The sequence below is a fragment of the Escherichia sp. HH41S genome (genome assembly GCF_009820115.1).
Lineage (GTDB): Bacteria > Pseudomonadota > Gammaproteobacteria > Enterobacterales > Enterobacteriaceae > Escherichia > Escherichia coli_F.
This window is the reverse complement of sequence record NZ_VNXE01000123.1, coordinates 118852-140503: the sequence shown is the minus strand read 5'-3', so window position 1 is coordinate 140503 and position 21652 is coordinate 118852. Positions and strand designations below refer to the sequence as shown.

Sequence of the window (21652 nt, the reverse complement as noted above, 5' to 3'; positions counted from 1 at the left end):
ATAATTCTGATAACTCACCTGCTAAGCGTGCAATGAATAAATCCCGTCAAAAAGAGTTAACCCGCTGGTTAAAACAGCAAAGCGTCATCTCCCAACGTTGGCTGAATATTTCTCGTCTGCTGGGCTTTGTGAGCGGCATATTGATCATTGCCCAGGCCTGGTTCATGGCGCGAATTCTGCAACATATGATTATGGAGAATATTCCCCGTGAAGCCCTGCTGCTTCCCTTTACGTTACTGGTTCTGACCTTTGTACTGCGCGCATGGGTGGTCTGGTTACGAGAACGGGTGGGTTATCACGCCGGGCAGCATATCCGCTTTGCCATCCGACGTCAGGTTCTCGACCGTCTGCAACAAGCAGGGCCAGCGTGGATTCAGGGTAAACCGGCGGGGAGCTGGGCGACGCTGGTACTCGAGCAAATTGACGATATGCATGATTACTATGCACGCTACCTGCCGCAAATGGCGCTGGCAGTGTCGGTGCCGTTGCTGATTGTGGTGGCGATCTTCCCCTCTAACTGGGCTGCGGCGCTCATTCTGCTGGGCACTGCTCCGTTAATTCCGTTATTTATGGCGCTGGTTGGAATGGGGGCTGCCGATGCTAACCGACGCAACTTTCTCGCTCTTGCTCGCTTAAGTGGACATTTCCTCGATCGCCTGCGCGGCATGGAAACATTGCGTATTTTTGGTCGTGGTGAAGCTGAAATTGAAAGTATTCGTTCTGCTTCGGAAGATTTCCGCCAACGGACAATGGAAGTGCTACGGCTGGCGTTTTTATCCTCCGGCATTCTCGAATTTTTTACCTCGCTGTCAATTGCTCTGGTCGCGGTCTACTTTGGTTTTTCCTATCTCGGTGAGCTGGATTTTGGGCACTACGATACTGGCGTGACGCTGGCTGCGGGGTTTCTGGCCCTGATCCTTGCGCCGGAGTTTTTCCAGCCATTGCGCGATCTGGGTACGTTTTATCATGCTAAAGCCCAGGCTGTTGGCGCGGCAGACAGTCTGAAAACGTTTATGGAAACCCCGCTCGCCCATCCGCAGCGCGGTGAGGCTGAATTAACGTCGACCGATCCGGTGACCATTGAGGCCGAGGATCTGTTTATTACATCACCAGAAGGTAAAACGCTGGCCGGACCGCTGAACTTTACTTTGCCAGCAGGCCAACGTGCAGTGTTGGTTGGTCGCAGCGGTTCAGGTAAAAGCTCACTGCTGAACGCGCTTTCTGGTTTTCTCTCATATCAGGGATCGCTACGAATCAACGGGATAGAATTACGCGATTTATCACCGGAATCATGGCGTAAACATCTCTCCTGGGTTGGGCAAAACCCACAATTACCAGCAGCAACACTACGAGATAACGTACTGCTGGCACGACCTGATGCCAGCGAACAAGAGTTACAAACAGCACTGGATAACGCGTGGGTCAGTGAGTTTCTACCGCTCCTGCCACAAGGAGTTGATACGCCTGTTGGCGACCAGGCTGCCCGCCTTTCCGTAGGCCAGGCACAACGTGTGGCGGTGGCGCGTGCATTACTGAATCCCTGTTCGCTATTACTGTTGGATGAACCCGCAGCAAGCCTTGATGCTCACAGTGAACAGCGCGTAATGGAGGCGCTGAATGCCGCCTCTCTGCGCCAGACAACGTTAATGGTCACCCACCAGTTAGAAGATCTTGCTGACTGGGATGTCATTTGGGTAATGCAGGATGGTCAGATTATCGAGCAAGGACGTTACGCGGAATTAAGCGTGGCTAACGGTCCTTTTGCCACATTGCTGGCCCATCGTCAGGAGGAGATTTAAATGCGCGCTTTGCTACCCTATCTGGCTCTGTATAAACGTCATAAATGGATGTTAAGCCTTGGCATTGTGCTAGCAATTGTCACACTGCTCGCCAGTATCGGTCTGTTGACACTTTCCGGCTGGTTCCTCTCCGCCTCAGCGGTGGCGGGCGTTGCAGGACTGTATAGCTTCAACTATATGCTACCCGCTGCAGGCGTGCGTGGCGCAGCAATCACCCGTACCGCCGGGCGTTATTTTGAACGTCTGGTGAGCCATGACGCGACTTTCCGCGTGTTGCAGCATCTGCGCATTTACACCTTCAGCAAATTGCTCCCCCTCTCCCCTGCCGGACTGGCGCGCTATCGTCAGGGCGAATTGCTCAACCGCGTGGTGGCGGATGTTGATACGCTCGATCATCTTTACCTGCGCGTTATCTCGCCGCTGGTGGGCGCTTTTGTGGTGATTATGGTGGTGACAATCGGGTTAAGTTTCCTTGATTTCACCCTCGCCTTTACGCTGGGCGGCATTATGTTACTGACGCTTTTGCTGATGCCACCGCTGTTTTATCGTGCGGGAAAAAGCACCGGGCAAAATCTGACTCATCTTCGCGGGCAGTATCGCCAACAACTGACAGCCTGGCTGCAAGGGCAAGCTGAGCTGACCATTTTTGGTGCCAGCGATCGTTATCGCACGCAATTAGAGAATACTGAAATTCAGTGGCTGGAAGCGCAACGCCGTCAATCTGAACTGACAGCTTTGTCGCAAGCAATAATGCTGTTAATTGGCGCGTTAGCGGTGATCCTGATGCTGTGGATGGCGTCTGGCGGCGTTGGTGGCAATACTCAACCAGGCGCGTTAATTGCCCTGTTTGTCTTCTGTGCGTTAGCCGCGTTTGAAGCACTGGCACCAGTAACGGGTGCATTTCAGCATCTGGGGCAAGTCATTGCCTCTGCCGTACGGATCACCGATTTAACGGATCAAAAACCTGAAGTCACCTTCCCTGATACCCAAACCCGTGTTGCCGATTGCGTTTCGCTGACGTTACGGGATGTTCAGTTCACTTATCCGGAGCAATCCCAACAAGCACTGAAAGGGATTTCTCTTCAAGTAAACGCCGGAGAACATATTGCGATTCTCGGGCGAACCGGATGCGGTAAATCAACATTGTTACAACTGCTGACCCGCGCATGGGACCCGAAACAGGGCGAGATTTTACTTAACGATAGTCCCATAGCCAGCCTGAACGAAGCAACTCTGCGCCAGACCATCAGCGTTGTGCCACAGCGAGTGCATCTGTTTAGCGCCACGCTGCGTGATAATCTGTTACTCGCCTCGCCTGGCAGTAGTGATGAAGCTCTGGCGGAGATCTTGCGTCGAGTTGGTCTGGAGAAGCTGCTCGAGGATGCAGGTCTCAACAGTTGGTTAGGTGAAGGCGGACGCCAGCTCTCCGGTGGTGAACTGCGCCGTCTGGCTATCGCCCGTGCGCTGTTACATGATGCGCCACTGGTATTGCTGGATGAACCTACCGAAGGCTTAGATGCCACAACTGAAAGTCAGATCCTTGAATTACTTGCAGAAATGATGCGTGAGAAAACGGTGTTAATGGTCACCCATCGACTTCGCGGGCTCTCTCGTTTCCAGCAAATAATAGTGATGGACAACGGGCAAATTATTGAGCAAGGTACTCACGCAGAACTGCTTGCCCGACAGGGGCGTTATTACCAGTTTAAGCAGGGTTTGTAAGCTATTATTGAACGATCCGACTTGCGTGGGGTTTTGCGGTCATGCGCCTGGTTCAGCTTTCTCGCCATTCAATAGCCTTCCCTTCCCCGGAAGGCGCATTACGTGAGCCTAACGGCCTGCTGGCACTGGGGGGCGATCTTAGCCCTGCGCGCCTGTTAATGGCTTATCAGCGTGGTATTTTTCCGTGGTTTTCTCCAGGCGACCCCATCCTCTGGTGGTCGCCCGATCCTCGCGCGGTACTATGGCCTGAATCATTGCATATCAGCCGTAGTATGAAACGATTTCATAAACGCTCGCCCTATCGTGTCACGATGAATTACGCCTTTGGTCAGGTCATTGAAGGCTGTGCCAGCGATCGCGAAGAAGGAACCTGGATCACGCGTGGCGTGGTCGAAGCCTACCATCGCCTTCACGAACTCGGTCATGCCCACTCCATCGAAGTCTGGTGTGAAGATGAGCTTGTCGGCGGTATGTACGGCGTGGCCTAGGGAACGCTATTTTGTGGCGAGTCTATGTTCAGCCGGATGGAAAACGCGTCCAAAACAGCGCTACTGGTCTTCTGTGATGAATTTATCCGTCACGGTGGCAAACTTATCGACTGCCAGGTCCTTAACGATCACACAGCTTCGCTTGGTGCCTGCGAAATTCCCCGCCGGGATTATCTAAATTATCTCAATCAAATGCGCCTCGGACGATTGCCGAATAATTTCTGGGTACCACGGTGCTTGTTTTCACCACAAGAATGAATGTTTTCGGCACATTTCTCCCCAGAGTGTTATAATTGCGGTCGCAGAGTTGGTTACGCTCATTACCCCGCTGCCGATAAGGAATTTTTCGCGTCAGGTAACGCCCATCGTTTATCTCACCGCTCCCTTATACGTTGCGCTTTTGGTGCGGCTTAGCCGTGTGTTTCCGGAGTAATGTGCCGAACCTGTTTGTTGCGATTTAGCGCGCAAATCTTTACTTATTTACAGAACTTCGGCATTATCTTGCCGGTTCAAATTACGGTAGTGATACCCCAGAGGATTAGATGGCCAAAGAAGACAATATTGAAATGCAAGGTACCGTTCTTGAAACGTTGCCTAACACCATGTTCCGCGTAGAGTTAGAAAACGGTCACGTGGTTACTGCACACATCTCCGGTAAAATGCGTAAAAACTACATCCGCATCCTGACGGGCGACAAAGTGACTGTTGAGCTGACCCCGTACGACCTGAGCAAAGGCCGCATTGTCTTCCGTAGTCGCTGATTGTTTTACCGCCTGATGGGCGAAGAGAAAGAACGCGTAAAAGGTCGGTTTAACCGGCCTTTTTATTTTGTACGAAGAACGTTGGAAGTATAAGTACATAACTTGTCTCGATGTAGATATACTGCACAACTTGTTTACAGTATGAGCAAACGAGAATTGTCAGTAAAATTCTTCTTGACCGTTTTACTCCAACTCCCTATAGTAGCGCCCCGTTGCCCCCCATGAGGTCAGGCAGCAAAACAATTTGGTGAGGTGTCCGAGTGGCTGAAGGAGCACGCCTGGAAAGTGTGTATACGGCAACGTATCGGGGGTTCGAATCCCCCCCTCACCGCCATATTTGAAGAAGAGCTCGTACGAAAGTACGGGCTTTTTTTTCGCATTTTATCTGCCTGTACGGCAGTGAACGGTATAAAAATCGAGTTTTTCTTTCGGTTGGCTTTCTAAGCTGCCTGTACGGCAGTGAACTCAAATACTACACGTTTAGCTCGTTGTTAATAAAGAAAAATCATCTCATTTTCCTGCTGCCACCCTTTTTTATTCTTACCTTCCAGCACCATTAATTATCAACAAATTACCTTCACCTCCAAAAATAGGGTTTTCACCGTTCCACCCTACAAATAAAAAGTCCGTAACCCCTGACGAGATTACGGACTTCACAAACCTACCTAACAATCAGATTAATGCGCTGCTTCCGCCTTGTGCTTTTGTGCACTCTGGAATCCGTAAGTCAGCTCATTTTTCTCTTTATCCAGCGCGACGGTGACCTGACCGCCGTCCACCAGCGAACCAAACAACAGTTCGTTGGCGAGCGGTTTTTTCAGGTTGTCCTGGATGACACGTGCCATCGGACGTGCGCCCATTGCCCGGTCGTAACCTTTCTCGGCCAGCCAGTTACGCGCTTCCTGACTCACTTCCAGGGAAACACCTTTCTGATCCAGCTGAACCTGTAACTCGACGATGAACTTATCCACCACCTGATGGATCACGTCGGTTGACAGATGATCGAACCAGATAATGTTGTCGAGACGGTTACGGAATTCCGGTGTAAAGATCTTCTTGATCTCTTCCATCGCATCGGTGCTGTTATCCTGGTGGATAAGACCAATGGATTTACGCTCAGTTTCCCGTACCCCGGCATTAGTGGTCATCACCAGCACCACGTTACGGAAGTCCGCTTTGCGTCCGTTGTTATCGGTCAGCGTACCGTTGTCCATCACCTGCAACAGAATATTGAACACGTCCGGGTGCGCTTTCTCGATTTCGTCCAGCAGCAGCACCGCATGAGGATGCTTGATGACCGCATCAGTCAGCAAACCGCCCTGATCAAAACCAACGTATCCCGGAGGCGCACCAATCAGACGGCTGACGGTATGGCGTTCCATATACTCGGACATATCAAAGCGCAGAAGCTCAATGCCCAAAGCTTTCGAAAGCTGTACCGTCACCTCGGTTTTCCCGACCCCGGTAGGGCCGGCAAACAGGAACGAACCGACTGGTTTATGTTCGTGACCTAAACCTGCACGCGCCATCTTAATGGCTTCAGTCAGCGCCTCAATGGCTTTATCCTGACCGAAGACCAGCATTTTCAGGCGATCGCTGAGGTTTTTCAGGGTATCGCGGTCACTCTGAGAAACACTCTTCTCTGGAATGCGCGCAATACGGGCCACCACGGACTCAATATCCGCCACATTAACGGTTTTCTTGCGTTTGCTTACCGGCATCAGGCGTGCGCGAGCGCCCGCTTCGTCGATAACGTCAATGGCTTTATCCGGCAGATGACGATCGTTAATGTATTTCACCGCCAGCTCTACCGCTGCACGCACCGCTTTTGCGGTATAACGCACGTCATGGTGCGCTTCGTACTTCGGTTTCAGGCCGTTGATGATCTGTACGGTTTCTTCGATCGACGGTTCAGTAATATCAATTTTCTGGAAGCGACGCGCCAGAGCACGGTCTTTCTCGAAAATGTTGCTGAACTCCTGATAGGTTGTCGAACCAATTACGCGAATTTTACCGCTTGAGAGCAACGGTTTGATCAGGTTAGCCGCATCAACCTGACCACCAGAGGCTGCACCCGCACCGATAATGGTGTGGATCTCATCAATAAACAGGATGCTGTTAGTGTCCTGCTCCAGCTGCTTGAGCAACGCTTTAAAACGTTTTTCAAAGTCGCCGCGATATTTTGTGCCCGCTAACAGAGAACCGATATCGAGAGAGTAAATCGTACAGTCAGCCATCACTTCCGGCACATCGCCCTGAACAATTCGCCAGGCAAGACCTTCCGCAATCGCGGTTTTGCCGACACCGGATTCCCCCACCAGCAGCGGGTTGTTTTTACGGCGACGGCAGAGAACCTGAATCGCACGCTCCAGCTCCTTCTCACGACCAATCAGTGGGTCGATTCCGCCCACACGCGCAAGCTGATTCAGGTTCGTCGTGAAATTCTCCATACGTTCCTCCCCACCAGCTTGTTCTTCGCTGTTTGGCTGGCTGCCAGGATCAGAAGACTGTGTCGGCTCGTCTTTACGCGTGCCATGAGAGATAAAGTTCACCACATCGAGACGGCTGACTTCATGTTTGCGCAACAGATATGCCGCCTGCGACTCCTGTTCGCTAAAGATAGCGACCAGAACGTTTGCACCGGTAACCTCATTGCGACCGGAGGACTGGACATGGAAGACCGCACGTTGCAGTACACGCTGAAAACTCAGCGTTGGCTGTGTGTCGCGCTCCTCTTCACTGGCAGGCAGAACGGGTGTGGTTTGTTCAATAAAGGCTTCCAGTTCCTGACGGAGCGCAACCAAATCCACAGAACACGCTTCCAGCGCCTCCCGGGCAGATGGGTTACTGAGCAGCGCCAGTAACAAGTGCTCGACGGTCATAAACTCATGACGGTGCTCGCGCGCTCTGGCGAAAGCCATATTTAAACTGAGTTCCAGTTCTTGATTGAGCATAGGCACCTCCCCCAATTTTTATGCCTGCATTCAGGCTTTTTCTAGCGTACACAGCAATGGATGCTCATTCTCCCTCGCGTACTTGTTCACCATCGCCACTTTGGTTTCTGCAACCTCGGCGGTAAAGACTCCGCAAATGGCCTTCCCCTGGTAGTGAACAGCGAGCATCAATTGCGTTGCACGTTCTACATCATAAGAAAAGAATTTTTGTAACACGTCAATAACAAACTCCATCGGAGTGTAATCATCATTGACTAATATCACTTTATACATAGATGGCGGTTTTAGCGCGTCGCGAACTTTTTCTTCCGCCAGTTGATCAAAGTCCAGCCAATCGTTCGTTTTACCCATTGTCAGTTATCATCTTCGGTTACGGTTATCGGCAGAACGCCCTGCCGCTGACAAGAGCTTATTTGCCTGACCAATCTACTCCACATGATAGATAACTATCATCTATCGTTGGCATCAGCGACATCTGTCACATTCCTGTCAATAGCGTTAACTGCTTCAAATTTTTGATTCATACCTGCCCCCTGGCCCCTGTCAAATGCTTGACGGCTCGCCCTAATTCTCTAAATTGTATTTCTAGAGTTGGCGAGGTTTTGAACAGCCCCCTCTCTGACCCCGGTTTATTCCATCTTACTTGTATAAGATTTGCGAAGGATGTCGAAGCATGGAAAAGGGTACTGTTAAGTGGTTCAACAATGCCAAAGGGTTTGGTTTCATCTGCCCTGAAGGCGGCGGCGAAGATATTTTCGCTCATTATTCCACCATTCAGATGGATGGTTACAGAACGCTAAAAGCTGGACAATCCGTTCAGTTTGATGTCCACCAGGGGCCAAAAGGCAATCACGCCAGTGTTATTGTGCCCGTCGAAGTAGAAGCGGCAGTCGCATAGCTCTTCTGTCTCATTGTGTACATCCTAAAGGCAAAATGCCAGCCCGATCGGCTGGCATTTTTATCTCAAAAATTACTCTCGTGCCAGAGCATCTACTGGATCCAGTCGTGCCGCATTTCGTGCGGGTAACCAGCCAAATAAAATCCCGGTGACCGTCGAGCAGAGAAACGCCAGCAGCAGCGCCAACGGTGAAAAACCAATCTCCCAGCCGGGTAAGAAAAGCTGCAAGGTGAAAGCAATTAACAGTGACAGTGTTATTCCCAACGCGCCACCGACCAGGCAAACCAGTACGGCTTCGATCAGAAACTGTTGCAAAACATCGCTTGCTCGCGCACCTACAGCCATGCGAATGCCAATTTCCCGCGTCCGCTCGGTCACTGACACCAGCATAATATTCATTACACCAATACCGCCCACCACCAGCGAAATCACCGCCACCAGCGTCAGAAACAGTTGTAAAGTACGTGTGGTCTTTTCAACGGTTTTCAAGACGCCGTCCATGTTCCAGGTAAAGAAATCCTTCTTACCGTGGCGCAGTGAAAGTAAACGCGTGAGTTGCTGTTCCGCCTCAGCGCTGTCAAATCCTTCTTTCACCCTGACAGTAATAGAGTTCAGCCACGACTGGCCCATAACTCGCCCGGACATCGTGCTGTAAGGTAACCACACGCGCAGCACTTTACTACTGCCAAACATCGACTGTTTTTCCTCTGCCACGCCGATGACTCTCGCTGGCATATTACCAACCAAGATAACCTCGCCAACCACATTTGCTTTATGGGGGAAAAGCTGACGGCGAGTATTACTGTCGAGAACCACGACTTGCGCACGGCCATTCAGCTGTTCCTGATTAAAGGTATTCCCTTCGCTGAAGGTCATGCCATAGACATTGAAATAATCGCCGCTCACGCCATTGGCACTGGCAGCCACATCAACATTGTTATAACGCAGGCGCAGGTTTTGCGAGACGGCAGGTGTGGCTGAGGCGACCCACGGTTGTTTCTGGATGGCAATTAAGTCGTCGTACTTTAGCGCCTGCTGATATTGCGGATCGTCATCGCCAAAATCTTTTCCGGGATAGACATCGATAGTATTCGTACCAATAGAACGGATATCCGCCAGCACCATTTGTTTGGCGGCATCGCCCACCACGACAATTGAAACCACCGACGCAATACCGATAATAATCCCCAGCATGGTTAGTAAAGTACGCATTTTATTCGCTGCCAGCGCCCGCCATGCCATCGTCAGCGCCTCGTTAAAACCGCTGACAAACTGCCGCCAGCCAGAGGCCATTTTGACAACAGGTGCCGTCCCGCCAGCAACATTCACTTTTTCAATGGCGGGAGGATTGCGCACAATTTCGCCGTCGCGAATTTCGATCACCCGCTCTGCCTGAGCAGCAACCTGCGGATCATGAGTGACGATAATCACCGTATGCCCGCGATCGCGCAGCTGATGCAGGATCGCCATTACCTCCTCACCGGAATGGCTGTCCAGTGCGCCTGTCGGTTCATCGGCAAGAATTACCTGACCGCCGTTCATCAATGCCCGCGCGATGCTGACGCGCTGTTGCTGACCACCCGAAAGCTGTGCCGGATAATACTCTGTACGGTCTTCAAGCCCCAGTCGTTGCAATAACTTCTGGGCACGAAGCAGTCGCTGTTTCCGCTCAAGACCCGCATAGACGGCGGGTACTTCAACATTCTGCTCGGCGGTTAAATGTGAAAGCAAATGGTAACGCTGGAAAATAAAGCCGAAGTGTTCGCGACGCAGTTGTGCCAGCGCATCGGCGTCCAGCATGGCAACATCCTGACCGGCGACGCGATAGGTGCCGCTGGTGGCCTTATCCAGGCAGCCGAGAATATTCATCAGGGTCGATTTACCGGAACCCGAAGCGCCGACAATCGCCACCATCTCACCAGCATAAATATCGAGGGTGATGCCCTTCAGCACCTCAACCTGCTCATCACCGGCAGGATAGCTGCGACGAATATCCTTTAATTCGAGCAAGGGCGTCATTGTGCAGCTCCTGGTTTGGCCTCACCAATCACCACTTCATCGCCCGCTTCCAGCCCTTTGACAATCTCAACATCGGTATCGTTACGTGCGCCAATCGTCACTTCACGCTCGCGTGTTTCACCATTACGCAACAATTTGACTTTATAACGATTATCGCCAACCGGATCGCCTAACGCCGACAGAGGGATCGTCAGCACATTTTTCACATCGGTGAGCTGAATATGCACTTGCGCGGTCATATCCAGCCGCAGCAAACCATTGGGGTTGGGTACTTCAAAACGGGCGTAATAGAAAATAGCGTCGTTAACCTTTTCCGGCGTCGGTAGCACATCCTTGATTTGCCCCTCATAGCGCGTCAGCGGATCGCCAAGCACCGTAAACCAGGCTTTTTGCCCCGGCTTCAGGTGGATTACATCCGCTTCAGAAACCTGCGCTTTTACCAGCATGGTGCTCATATCTGCCAGCGTCAGAATGTTCGGTGCTTGTTGTGCGGCAATCACCGTCTGGCCTTGCAGAGTGGTGATTTGCGTGACTTCCCCGGCCATCGGGGCAACGATGCGGGTGTAATCGAGATTGGTTTTAGCCGTATCGAGTGAGGCCTGATTGCGCTTGATTTGCGCGTCAATGGTGCCAATTTGCGCCTGTTTCACAGCCATCTCCGTCGCGGCGGTATCGAGATCCTGCTGTGAAACAGCCTGCGTTTGGGCCAGACGTTGCTGACGTGAATACGTCACCCGTGCCAGTTTCAGTTCCGCTTCCGCCTGCTGCCGCTGCGCGCGTAGCTCCATCAGCGTTGCTTCCACCTCCTTGATCTGGTTTTCAGCTTGTTCAGGATCAATAACCCCTAAAAGCTGGTCTTTTTTTACTTTATCGCCAATCGCCACCGACAGCGTTTTCAACTGACCGCTGACCTGCGCGCCCACATCAACCTTACGCAGCGCGTCCAGCTTTCCGGTCGCCAGCACGCTTTGCTGTAAATCACCGGGGCGCACAATCAGCGTCTGATAAGTCGGCACGGGTGCGTTAAGAATTCTCCATAACGTAATCAGCCCGGCAATGACTATCACCAGCGCAATAACGTAACGCTTCTTCACGGTTTTCCGCTTTTTCATAAATATTCTGAATACTCCATATGCCAATCCGGGTCATTAACTTCAACGAAATATCAACAAAACCCTAAAATTTACGTTAGTAATCACACTATTGATGTTTGGTTAAGATACGCCATGGTGAAATCGACGTTATGTATAACCATTGATTTCATGAATATGTCGCAGCTAACTGAACGGACCTTTACGCCATCTGACTCTCTCAGCAGCCTGTCACTTTTTCTTAGTCTGGCACGTGGACAGTGTCGGCCGGGTAAATTTTGGCATCGCCGTAGTTTTCGCCAGAAATTTTTGCTGCGCTCGTTGATTATGCCGCGTTTAAGCGTTGAGTGGATGAACGAACTTTCCCACTGGCCTAATCTCCATGTGTTGTTAACGCGCCAGCCGCGACTGCCTGTGCGTCTGCATCGCCCTTACCTTGCGGCGAATCTTAGCCGCAAGCAATTGCTGGAGGCGTTACGTTACCATTATGCATTGCTCCGTGCCTGCATGTCGGCAGAAGAATTCAGCTTATATTTGAATACTCCCGGGCTGCAACTGGCGAAGCTGGAAGGCAAAAATGGCGAGCAGTTCACACTTGAGCTGACCATGATGATCTCAATGGATAAAGAAGGTGACAGCACAATCCTGTTCCGCAACAGCGAAGGTATTCCTCTGGCAGAGATCACCTTTACCCTGTGTGAATATCAGGGGAAAAGAACAATGTTTATTGGCGGACTGCAAGGTGCGAAATGGGAAATTCCACATCAGGAAATCCAGAATGCGACGAAAGCCTGCCACGGGCTATTTCCCAAACGTCTCGTGATGGAAGCGGCCTGTCTGTTTGCCCAACGTTTGCAGGTAGAGCAGATCATTGCCGTCAGCAATGAAACGCATATTTACCGCAGCCTGCGTTATCGCGATAAAGAGGGCAAGATCCATGCAGATTACAACGCTTTCTGGGAATCGGTTGGCGGCGTATGTGACGCTGAACGCCATTACCGCCTTCCGGCACAGATAGCACGAAAAGAGATTGCTGAAATCGCCAGTAAAAAACGGGCTGAATATCGTCGGCGCTATGAGATGCTCGACGCTATTCAGCCACAAATGGCCACGATGTTTTGTAGTTAATCTGCCCGACCGCGCGCCAGCCACAGCACGCGTGAGAACATTTTTTTCAGCAGCGTCGGTACGGAGTCCACACCACGACGGCCGGCCTCCATTGCCACTTCAATGGCAAGATCGGGTTTGGAAGAGCGATGGATCGCTTTCGAGATAATTTTACGCAGATTCATCGGCACATTTTCCGGGATCTGCGCCACGCGGTGGAACACATCGGAAAATCCCTGGCGATACATAAAATGTTCCATATCCAGCGCCGGTAACGCCGTTAAATGTTCTCGTTCGGCTTCCCGATCGTTATTCAACAGGCTGCGTACCGTAGCGGCATACTTCTTCCCGGCTTCATCGCCATCGACCAGTACATGCCATTCAATCCCCATTCGACGGGCAAATTTAACCAGTGGCTTTAGCCCGGACTGGGCAAACTCAATGACCTTGATCCCTTCGGCATCAAAATGATGTCCGCACTGACGCGCCAGTTCATTGATAACCCAGGTTTCCGTTTCGCCTTCCACCAGCAGCCAGCAGCGAGCAAACAGCGATGACGGACGGTTAAAACGAATGTGGAAAGAGATACGTCGGCTGTCTTCGGTACTCAAGCCACTCGGCCCCAGACGCCAGGCGGCAACGCGAGAGGACTCACGTACCAGACGGCAAACATGCTCTACCGGCGTTAACGAAAGCAACTCACCCGAGTTGGTGGTGGCAATGCGCTGCAATGGCAGAAGATTCAACAGATGCCAGGCAACTGAAAGCATAATAGGGTGTAAACGCGTTTCTGGATCTTCAATCAGCAATAACGGACGCGCGTCTTTATCCAGTCGCAATGTCCCTTTTGCCTGCAATAAAGTAGCAAACAGGCCGAGCAAAATAACCCGATACGAGCGCCCTCCAGGCCGGTCAATCATCCGGTTGATGATATCCAGATAGCGCCAGCTTCGTTGCTCATTACTGGCTCGCCGCCGCATTAAACGATATCGCGCCTGTCCGGCCCCCTGCTCAGAGAAATAATGCTCAAGCAGTTGCACCATTGCGGAAAGTCCCTGACGAATCTGCCCATCAGAGAGATTTTGCGGATGTGAGGATAATTCACGGGCGAGGAAATCGAGTTGGCGCGCGGTGACTTCCACATTGGGGACATTTGGCACCGTGCCGCTACGAATACGGCGCATAAAGCGGGCATCACGCAAGCGCAACACCGGCATTAAACGCACCAGATGGCGTGCCTGATCGTTAATATCCTCGACATCAATCGGATGTCCGTCTTTATCGAGAAAACTGCGGAGTGTCATCACACTGCCATCTTCCGCACTCTCCCCTTCCAGGCGATAAAAAATTCGATGATAACCATCGGTGCATGGCGTCCAGCATGCTTCCAACGGTCGATAGCGGCGTACCCGATGACGGCCTGGCAGCGATTCGCGGAAGGTCAAAATAATATGCAGATGATGTTCCCGCCCGTTGATATCTCCCGGCGGAAACCAGAAATCGTCGCGCTCAAAATGGTAGAGATCTGATTCTGGCGATAGCAGCAGGGTTAAGGCGTCCAGCAAGCTGGATTTACCCCACGCGTTCTCCCCAATCAGGACGTTGTTTTGTTCCAGCATCAACGATAAACGGTTGATACCGCGAAAACCCACAATTTCAACGCGCTCAAGAATCATATCCCCTCCAGAAATATGTGACTTATCCTTTACGCTGGCAGTATAACGGGAAAGGCCGTGCTAATACGTGATGACATCACATTTAAGCATGGCAAATGTCTGAAAAATGAGCGAATAATCGCGTTATACTCCCTCTTGCTGATAAGTCTGCAAAAACAACAAAATCAAATAATTAGCATGATAAATTATTTTTTATTACGCCTAAAGGATTAAATCTTTTGCTTGCACTACACTGTCAATCAGACAAATGACTATATGGGGCAACCCGCTGTTGCCCTAAATCAAATTTACTGGATTTATTTATCTGGTGAATGACTCGCCTTCGTTTTTAAAATAGCCGCGCATTATTTCCGTCGTCACTTTTTTACGACGACCCTATAAAACGACCATATTTTTCACAGGGTCAATTTTTAATTGAGGTGGATATGTTCAGAAAATTAGCAGCTGAATGTTTTGGTACTTTCTGGCTTGTTTTTGGTGGCTGTGGTAGTGCCGTACTGGCCGCAGGCTTCCCGGAATTAGGCATTGGTTTTACCGGCGTAGCGCTGGCATTCGGTTTAACCGTTCTGACGATGGCCTTCGCTGTTGGTCATATTTCTGGTGGTCATTTTAACCCGGCGGTCACTATTGGCTTATGGGCTGGCGGACGTTTTCCGGCAAAAGAAGTCGTTGGCTACGTAATTGCCCAGGTTGTCGGCGGTATTGTTGCAGCGGCGCTGCTGTATTTAATTGCCAGTGGTAAAACGGGATTTGACGCGGCAGCCAGCGGTTTTGCTTCTAACGGTTATGGCGAGCATTCACCAGGCGGTTATTCCATGCTTTCCGCGCTGGTAGTTGAACTGGTATTGAGTGCAGGTTTCTTGCTGGTGATCCACGGCGCAACCGACAAATTCGCTCCGGCGGGTTTTGCGCCGATCGCTATTGGTCTGGCCCTAACCCTGATTCACTTAATCAGTATTCCGGTGACTAACACTTCTGTTAACCCGGCGCGCAGCACCGCGGTTGCTATCTTCCAGGGCGGCTGGGCGTTAGAACAACTGTGGTTCTTCTGGGTGGTGCCAATTGTCGGCGGCATTATCGGTGGTCTGATTTACCGGACTCTGCTGGAAAAACGTAATTAATTAACGCAGAAGGCCTGGCGCAATGTCAGGCCTTTTTTAAATATATTGATTCATCTTCCTGTTGCGCTCCTTGATGTGTTAAGCCACATATAGTCACTGGCGCAGGGAGCGCGCAGGGGGCGGCCAATCGCCGCCGCCCCCTGCCCCCCCGGGCTCTGGCGAACAAAATCGCCGCTGCGCGGTGCCCTCGTCTTATCCCTTGCGGCTACCGGGTCGGGCGCGAGGTAACATCCCGGTAAAACGCGCCCTCAGCCCACATCCATGTGGGCTGCCCCGGCCTTCAGGGAACGCCTCGGCGATTTTGACGCCACCAACACCGGTGCGGTTTGTAATTAAAGCGCAAGAATATCTTTAAATGAAAATGAATACCCTACCGATCCTTATGCATAACATTTCCTTTTAATTGCAACTTTACTCGTCCTTCCGCTTTCAGTAGTGTGTCATCGCGCATTTCGACTTCTTTCTTTGCAAGGACTGGTTTTTCATGTTTTCTGGGCTGTTAATCATTCTGGTTCCCCTGATTGTGGGTTACCTCATTCCGCTTCGCCAAAAAGCTGCATTAAAAGTTATTAATCAACTATTAAGTTGGATGGTTTACCTCATTCTCTTTTTTATGGGTATCAGTCTGGCGTTTCTCGATAACCTCGCCAGTAACCTGTTGGCGATTCTGCATTATTCCGCCGTCAGTATTACCGTTATTTTACTGTGTAATATTGCCGCCCTGATGTGGCTGGAGCGAGGCCTACCGTGGCGCAACCACCATCAGCAAGAAAAACTCCCGTCACGTATTGCGATGGCGCTGGAGTCCCTCAAGCTCTGCGGTGTGGTGGTGATTGGCTTTGCTATTGGCCTTAGCGGATTAGGTTTCTTACAACACGCTACGGAAGCCAGCGAATACACGTTAATTCTGCTACTTTTCCTCGTCGGTATTCAGTTGCGCAATAATGGCATGACCTTAAAGCAGATTGTCCTTAATCGCCGGGGAATGATTGTCGCTGTGGTGGTGGTGGCCAGTTCTTTAATTGGTGGTTTAATTAACGCCTTTATTCTTGATCTTCCCATCAATACCGCGCTGGCAATGGCTTCCGGTTTCGGCTGGTATTCTCTTTCCGGTATTTTATTGACCGAATCTTTTGGTCCGGTAATCGGGAGCGCGGCGTTTTTTAATGATTTGGCCCGTGAGCTGATTGCTATTATGTTGATCCCTGGGCTGATTCGCCGTAGCCGCTCGACTGCACTGGGCTTATGCGGTGCGACGTCGATGGATTTCACCCTGCCCGTTCTTCAACGTACTGGCGGGCTGGATATGGTCCCGGCGGCGATTGTTCACGGTTTTATTCTCAGCCTGTTAGTACCTATCCTCATCGCCTTTTTCTCCGCGTAATACCTCTCTGGCGGTAGATCCCTGCCGCCAAAATTGCGCTAAATCAATCTCCCTTAAAGTTGCATGAAAAATCCCTTTTATCCCCGTGTTAAGCGTCTTAATCTTAAACATGTATATTAAATATAACTTTAAAAGGTGTGATCATGTTTTGTGTGCAATGTGAACAAACTATCCGTACTCCGGCAGGAAACGGCTGCTCATACGCGCAGGGGATGTGTGGTAAAACGGCGGAAACCTCTGACCTTCAGGATTTACTCATCGCGGTGCTGCAAGGGCTTTCGGCCTGGGCAGTAAAAGCGCGTGAATACGGCATCATCAACCATGACGTTGACAGCTTCGCGCCGCGCGCATTTTTCTCAACCCTGACCAACGTTAATTTCGATTCTCCGCGTATTGTCGGCTACGCCCGTGAAGCAATTGCCCTGCGTGAGGCGCTGAAAGCACAGTGCCTGGCTGTAGATGCCAACGCCCGCGTCGATAACCCGATGGCTGACCTGCAACTGGTGAGTGACGATCTCGGCGAGCTGCAACGTCAGGCGGCGGAATTTACTCCCAATAAAGATAAAGCGGCGATTGGCGAAAACATTCTCGGCCTGCGTCTGCTCTGCCTGTATGGCCTGAAAGGTGCTGCTGCCTATATGGAACACGCGCACGTTCTCGGTCAATATGACAACGATATTTACGCCCAGTACCATAAAATCATGGCATGGCTGGGTACCTGGCCTGCCGATATGAACGCACTTCTCGAGTGCTCCATGGAAATCGGCCAGATGAACTTCAAAGTGATGAGCATTCTGGACGCAGGCGAAACCGGTAAATACGGTCACCCGACGCCAACTCAGGTCAACGTCAAAGCGACGGCGGGTAAATGCATTCTGATTTCCGGTCACGATCTCAAAGATCTCTACAACTTGCTGGAACAGACCGAAGGCACGGGCGTTAATGTCTACACTCACGGCGAAATGCTGCCTGCCCACGGCTACCCGGAGCTGCGTAAATTCAAGCATCTGGTCGGTAACTACGGCAGCGGCTGGCAGAATCAGCAAGTAGAGTTCGCTCGCTTCCCTGGACCTATCGTGATGACCTCGAACTGCATCATCGACCCAACCGTAGGGGCTTATGACGATCGTATCTGGACCCGCAGCATCGTTGGCTGGCCGGGTGTGCGTCATCTGGATGGTGATGATTTCTCAGCAGTTATTGCCCAGGCACAACAAATGGCGGGCTTCCCGTACAGCGAAATTCCGCACCTGATCACCGTGGGCTTTGGTCGTCAGACGCTGCTTGGCGCGGCGGATACGCTGATTGATCTGGTGAGCCGTGAAAAACTGCGTCATATCTTCCTGCTCGGTGGCTGTGACGGCGCACGCGGCGAGCGCCACTACTTCACCGATTTCGCCACCAGCGTGCCAGATGACTGCCTGATCCTGACTCTCGCCTGCGGTAAATATCGCTTTAACAAACTTGAGTTCGGCGATATCGAAGGTCTGCCGCGTCTGGTAGATGCTGGTCAATGTAACGATGCTTACTCAGCGATTATTCTGGCTGTCACTTTGGCAGAAAAACTGGGCTGCGGTGTCAACGATCTGCCGTTGTCGCTGGTACTCTCCTGGTTCGAACAAAAAGCGATTGTTATTCTGCTGACGCTGCTTTCTTTGGGCGTGAAAAATATCGTTACCGGCCCGACTGCACCTGGCTTCCTGACGCCAGACCTGCTGGCGGTACTGAACGAGAAATTCGGCCTGCGTTCTATCACCACTGTTGAAGAAGACATGAAGCAACTGTTGAGCGCGTAAGGAGTTTGTCGATGACGATGCCAACCAATCAATGCCCGTGGCGGATGCAGGTTCATCACATTACGCAAGAAACGCCGGATGTGTGGACGATTTCCCTGATTTGCCACGATTACTACCCGTATCGCGCCGGGCAATATGCGCTGGTCAGCGTGCGTAACTCAGCGGAAACGCTGCGTGCTTACACCATTTCCTCCACGCCAGGCGTGAGTGAATACATCACTCTGACCGTGCGGCAGATTGATGACGGTGTCGGTTCCCAGTGGCTGACCCGCGATGTAAAACGCGGTGATTATCTCTGGCTTTCAGACGCGATGGGGGAATTTACCTGCGACGATAAAGCAGAAGATAAATTCCTGTTGCTGGCGGCTGGCTGCGGCGTCACGCCGATTATGTCGATGCGTCGCTGGCTGGCGAAAAATCGCCCGCAGGCGGATGTGCAGGTGATCTACAACGTGCGTACGCCGCAGGATGTCATTTTCGCGGATGAGTGGCGTAATTACCCGGTGACACTGGTGGCGGAAAATAATGTTACCGAGGGATTCGTTGCCGGACGCCTGACTCGCGAACTGCTGGCCCGCGTTCCTGATTTAGCCTCGCGTACTGTAATGACCTGTGGCCCGGCTCCGTATATGGATTGGGTAGAACAGGAAGTGAAAGCGCTCGGCGTGACGCGTTTCTTTAAAGAGAAGTTCTTTACGCCAGTGGCGGAAGCAGCAACCAGTGGTCTGAAATTCACTAAACTGCAACCAGCGCAAGAATTTTACGCACCTGTTGGCACCACACTGCTGGAGGCTTTGGAAAGCAACAAAGTTCCGGTTGTCGCCGCCTGCCGTGCAGGTGTTTGCGGCTGCTGTAAGACGAAAGTGGTTTCCGGTGAATATACGGTGAGTAGCACAATGACGCTGACCGACGCCGAAATCGCAGAAGGTTATGTACTGGCCTGCTCCTGCCATCCGCAGGGGGATTTGGTTCTCGCATAATCGTATTATGCCCGATGATATACCTGTCATCGGGCAGTTTAACCGTTAGTGCCTCATTTTTCTCCCATCTCTTCCCTCTCCGTCAGATGAACTAAACTTGTTACCGTTATCACATTCAGGAGATGGAGAACCATGAAACAAACGGTTGCAGCTTATATCGCCAAAACACTCGAATCAGCAGGGGTAAAACGCATTTGGGGAGTGACTGGCGACTCTCTGAACGGTCTTAGCGACAGTCTTAATCGCATGGGCACCATCGAGTGGATGTCCACCCGTCATGAAGAAGTGGCGGCCTTTGCCGCTGGCGCTGAAGCCCAACTTAGCGGGGAACTGGCGGTCTGCGCCGGATCATGCGGACCTGGCAACCTGCACTTAATCAACGGTTTGTTCGATTGTCACCGTAATCACGTTCCGGTACTGGCAATTGCCGCTCATATCCCTTCCAGCGAAATTGGCAGCGGCTATTTCCAGGAAACCCACCCGCAAGAGTTATTCCGTGAATGTAGCCATTATTGCGAGCTGGTTTCCAGCCCGGAGCAGATCCCACAAGTGCTGGCGATTGCTATGCGTAAAGCGGTGCTAAACCGTGGCGTTTCGGTTGTCGTTTTACCGGGCGACGTGGCGCTAAAACCTGCACCGGAAGGGGCAACTACCCACTGGTATCACGCCCCCTTACCCGTTGTCACACCTGAAGAAGAAGAGTTACGCAAACTGGCGCAACTGCTGCGTTACTCAAGCAATATCGCCCTGATGTGCGGTAGCGGCTGCGCGGGGGCGCATAAAGAGCTCGTCGAGTTTGCCGGAAAAATTAAAGCGCCAATTGTTCATGCCCTGCGCGGTAAAGAACATGTCGAATACGATAATCCGTATGATGTCGGAATGACGGGATTAATCGGCTTCTCGTCAGGTTTTCATACCATGATGAACGCCGACACGTTAGTGCTGCTCGGCACCCAATTCCCCTACCGTGCGTTCTACCCGACCGATGCCAAAATTATTCAGATTGATATCAACCCAGCCAGCATCGGCGCACACAGTAAGGTGGATATGGCACTGGTCGGTGATATCAAATCGACTCTGCGTGCATTGCTGCCTTTAGTGGAAGAAAAAACCGATCGCAAATTTCTGGATAAAGCGCTGGAAGATTACCGCGATGCCCGCAAAGGGCTGGACGATTTAGCTAAACCGAGTGAGAAAGCCATTCACCCGCAATATCTGGCGCAGCAAATTAGCCATTTTGCTGCCGATGACGCCATTTTCACCTGTGATGTCGGCACACCAACGGTATGGGCGGCGCGTTATCTGAAAATGAACGGCAAGCGCCGCCTGTTAGGTTCGTTTAACCACGGTTCAATGGCCAACGCCATGCCGCAGGCGCTGGGTGCTCAGGCGACAGAGCCAGAACGTCAGGTGGTCGCCATGTGCGGTGATGGTGGTTTCAGTATGTTGATGGGCGATTTTCTCTCAGTGGTACAAATGAAGCTGCCAGTGAAAATTATCGTCTTTAACAACAGCGTGCTGGGCTTTGTAGCGATGGAGATGAAAGCCGGAGGCTACCTGACAGACGGCACCGAACTGCACGACACCAACTTTGCCCGTATTGCTGAAGCGTGCGGTATTACGGGCATCCGCGTAGAAAAAGCCGCTGAAGTCGATGAAGCCTTGCAACGCGCCTTTTCCATCGACGGCCCGGTGCTGGTGGATGTGGTAGTCGCGAAAGAAGAGTTAGCCATTCCGCCGCAGATCAAACTCGAACAGGCCAAAGGATTTAGCCTGTATATGTTGCGCGCAATCATCAGCGGACGCGGTGACGAAGTGATCGAACTGGCGAAAACGAACTGGCTAAGGTAAAAAGG

16 protein-coding genes, 1 tRNA gene and 1 pseudogene are annotated in these 21652 nt (G+C 51.6%); 12 read left to right on the top strand and 6 right to left on the bottom strand.

Annotated features, from left to right (window positions below; genetic code table 11):
• Window positions 1-32 precede the first annotated feature (32 nt).
• From cydD to FQZ95_RS24785, 5 genes and pseudogenes are all read left to right on the top strand, one after another.
• The gene (gene cydD, locus FQZ95_RS24805) at window positions 33-1799 is read left to right on the top strand and encodes a heme ABC transporter permease/ATP-binding protein CydD (protein WP_046083453.1); all 1767 of its coding nucleotides are present in this window, start codon (window positions 33-35) and stop codon (window positions 1797-1799) included.
• On the top strand, window positions 1800-3521 hold the full coding sequence (cydC, locus tag FQZ95_RS24800; RefSeq protein ID WP_160530896.1) for a heme ABC transporter ATP-binding protein/permease CydC: 1722 nt from the start codon (window positions 1800-1802) through the stop codon (window positions 3519-3521). It begins immediately after the preceding gene.
• 41 nt (window positions 3522-3562) lie between these two features.
• Window positions 3563-4267: pseudogene (gene aat / locus FQZ95_RS24795) on the top strand (leucyl/phenylalanyl-tRNA--protein transferase).
• A gap of 284 nt (window positions 4268-4551) precedes the next feature.
• Window positions 4552-4770 (top strand): translation initiation factor IF-1, encoded by a 219-nt coding sequence (gene infA / locus FQZ95_RS24790; protein ID WP_001040187.1) that lies wholly within the window; start codon window positions 4552-4554, stop codon window positions 4768-4770.
• Window positions 4771-5016: 246 nt separating this feature from the next.
• Window positions 5017-5104 (top strand) — tRNA-Ser (locus tag FQZ95_RS24785).
• A 343-nt stretch (window positions 5105-5447) separates the two neighbouring features.
• Here FQZ95_RS24785 and clpA read toward each other — a convergent pair.
• From clpA to yljB, 3 genes are all read right to left on the bottom strand, one after another.
• The gene (gene clpA / locus FQZ95_RS24780) at window positions 5448-7724 is read right to left on the bottom strand and encodes an ATP-dependent Clp protease ATP-binding subunit ClpA (RefSeq protein ID WP_000934050.1); all 2277 of its coding nucleotides are present in this window, start codon (window positions 7722-7724) and stop codon (window positions 5448-5450) included.
• Between the two features lie 30 nt (window positions 7725-7754).
• Window positions 7755-8075: an ATP-dependent Clp protease adapter ClpS gene (clpS, locus tag FQZ95_RS24775; RefSeq protein WP_000520781.1), complete on the bottom strand. Its 321-nt coding sequence runs from the start codon at window positions 8073-8075 to the stop codon at window positions 7755-7757.
• 98 nt (window positions 8076-8173) lie between these two features.
• Window positions 8174-8248, bottom strand: coding sequence for a protein YljB (yljB, locus tag FQZ95_RS26650; RefSeq protein ID WP_001406719.1), 75 nt, complete (start codon window positions 8246-8248; stop codon window positions 8174-8176).
• Between the two features lie 149 nt (window positions 8249-8397).
• Between yljB and cspD the strand changes: the two genes are divergently transcribed.
• Window positions 8398-8622: a cold shock-like protein CspD gene (gene cspD, locus FQZ95_RS24770; RefSeq protein WP_000410785.1), complete on the top strand. Its 225-nt coding sequence runs from the start codon at window positions 8398-8400 to the stop codon at window positions 8620-8622.
• 72 nt (window positions 8623-8694) lie between these two features.
• Here the strand turns inward: cspD and macB are convergent, their stop codons facing one another.
• Window positions 8695-10641, bottom strand: a complete 1947-nt coding sequence (macB, locus tag FQZ95_RS24765) for a macrolide ABC transporter ATP-binding protein/permease MacB (protein ID WP_103253273.1) — start codon at window positions 10639-10641, stop codon at window positions 8695-8697.
• A complete protein-coding gene (macA, locus tag FQZ95_RS24760) occupies window positions 10638-11753 on the bottom strand; it encodes a macrolide transporter subunit MacA (RefSeq protein WP_000746460.1) in 1116 nt (371 codons plus the stop codon). Before macA ends, macB begins: the two co-directional genes overlap by 4 nt.
• 150 nt (window positions 11754-11903) lie before the next feature.
• Between macA and FQZ95_RS24755 the strand changes: the two genes are divergently transcribed.
• On the top strand, window positions 11904-12860 hold the full coding sequence (locus FQZ95_RS24755) for a VirK/YbjX family protein (protein ID WP_160530894.1): 957 nt from the start codon (window positions 11904-11906) through the stop codon (window positions 12858-12860).
• Here FQZ95_RS24755 and FQZ95_RS24750 read toward each other — a convergent pair.
• Entirely contained in the window at window positions 12857-14515 is a 1659-nt protein-coding gene (locus FQZ95_RS24750; protein ID WP_039020460.1) for an ATP-dependent endonuclease, read from the bottom strand. The genes FQZ95_RS24755 and FQZ95_RS24750 overlap by 4 nt on opposite strands.
• A 425-nt stretch (window positions 14516-14940) precedes the next feature.
• On the opposite strand from FQZ95_RS24750, the gene aqpZ reads away from it, so the two are divergent.
• From aqpZ to poxB, 5 genes are all read left to right on the top strand, one after another.
• Window positions 14941-15636, top strand: a complete 696-nt coding sequence (aqpZ, locus tag FQZ95_RS24745; protein ID WP_160530892.1) for an aquaporin Z — start codon at window positions 14941-14943, stop codon at window positions 15634-15636.
• Between the two features lie 484 nt (window positions 15637-16120).
• Entirely contained in the window at window positions 16121-17020 is a 900-nt protein-coding gene (lysO, locus tag FQZ95_RS24740; protein WP_000491128.1) for an L-lysine exporter LysO, read from the top strand.
• A 143-nt stretch (window positions 17021-17163) separates the two neighbouring features.
• Window positions 17164-18816: a hydroxylamine reductase gene (gene hcp, locus FQZ95_RS24735; protein ID WP_160530890.1), complete on the top strand. Its 1653-nt coding sequence runs from the start codon at window positions 17164-17166 to the stop codon at window positions 18814-18816.
• A gap of 11 nt (window positions 18817-18827) precedes the next feature.
• A complete protein-coding gene (hcr, locus tag FQZ95_RS24730) occupies window positions 18828-19796 on the top strand; it encodes an NADH oxidoreductase (RefSeq protein WP_160530887.1) in 969 nt (322 codons plus the stop codon).
• A 132-nt stretch (window positions 19797-19928) separates the two neighbouring features.
• Window positions 19929-21647 carry a ubiquinone-dependent pyruvate dehydrogenase gene (gene poxB / locus FQZ95_RS24725; RefSeq protein WP_000815345.1) on the top strand — a complete coding sequence of 573 codons (1719 nt, stop codon included), beginning with the start codon at window positions 19929-19931 and terminating at the stop codon, window positions 21645-21647.
• The last annotated feature ends 5 nt before the right edge of the window (window positions 21648-21652 follow it).

Coding starts and splice junctions, on each gene's coding strand:
- cydD (WP_046083453.1), top strand. CDS start 33: ATGAATAAATCCCGTCAAAAAGAGTTAACCCGCTGGTTAAAACAGCAA.
- cydC (WP_160530896.1), top strand. CDS start 1,800: ATGCGCGCTTTGCTACCCTATCTGGCTCTGTATAAACGTCATAAATGG.
- infA (WP_001040187.1), top strand. CDS start 4,552: ATGGCCAAAGAAGACAATATTGAAATGCAAGGTACCGTTCTTGAAACG.
- clpA (WP_000934050.1), bottom strand. CDS start 7,724: ATGCTCAATCAAGAACTGGAACTCAGTTTAAATATGGCTTTCGCCAGA.
- clpS (WP_000520781.1), bottom strand. CDS start 8,075: ATGGGTAAAACGAACGATTGGCTGGACTTTGATCAACTGGCGGAAGAA.
- cspD (WP_000410785.1), top strand. CDS start 8,398: ATGGAAAAGGGTACTGTTAAGTGGTTCAACAATGCCAAAGGGTTTGGT.
- macB (WP_103253273.1), bottom strand. CDS start 10,641: ATGACGCCCTTGCTCGAATTAAAGGATATTCGTCGCAGCTATCCTGCC.
- macA (WP_000746460.1), bottom strand. CDS start 11,753: ATGAAAAAGCGGAAAACCGTGAAGAAGCGTTACGTTATTGCGCTGGTG.
- FQZ95_RS24755 (WP_160530894.1), top strand. CDS start 11,904: ATGAATATGTCGCAGCTAACTGAACGGACCTTTACGCCATCTGACTCT.
- FQZ95_RS24750 (WP_039020460.1), bottom strand. CDS start 14,515: ATGATTCTTGAGCGCGTTGAAATTGTGGGTTTTCGCGGTATCAACCGT.
- aqpZ (WP_160530892.1), top strand. CDS start 14,941: ATGTTCAGAAAATTAGCAGCTGAATGTTTTGGTACTTTCTGGCTTGTT.
- lysO (WP_000491128.1), top strand. CDS start 16,121: ATGTTTTCTGGGCTGTTAATCATTCTGGTTCCCCTGATTGTGGGTTAC.
- hcp (WP_160530890.1), top strand. CDS start 17,164: ATGTTTTGTGTGCAATGTGAACAAACTATCCGTACTCCGGCAGGAAAC.
- hcr (WP_160530887.1), top strand. CDS start 18,828: ATGACGATGCCAACCAATCAATGCCCGTGGCGGATGCAGGTTCATCAC.
- poxB (WP_000815345.1), top strand. CDS start 19,929: ATGAAACAAACGGTTGCAGCTTATATCGCCAAAACACTCGAATCAGCA.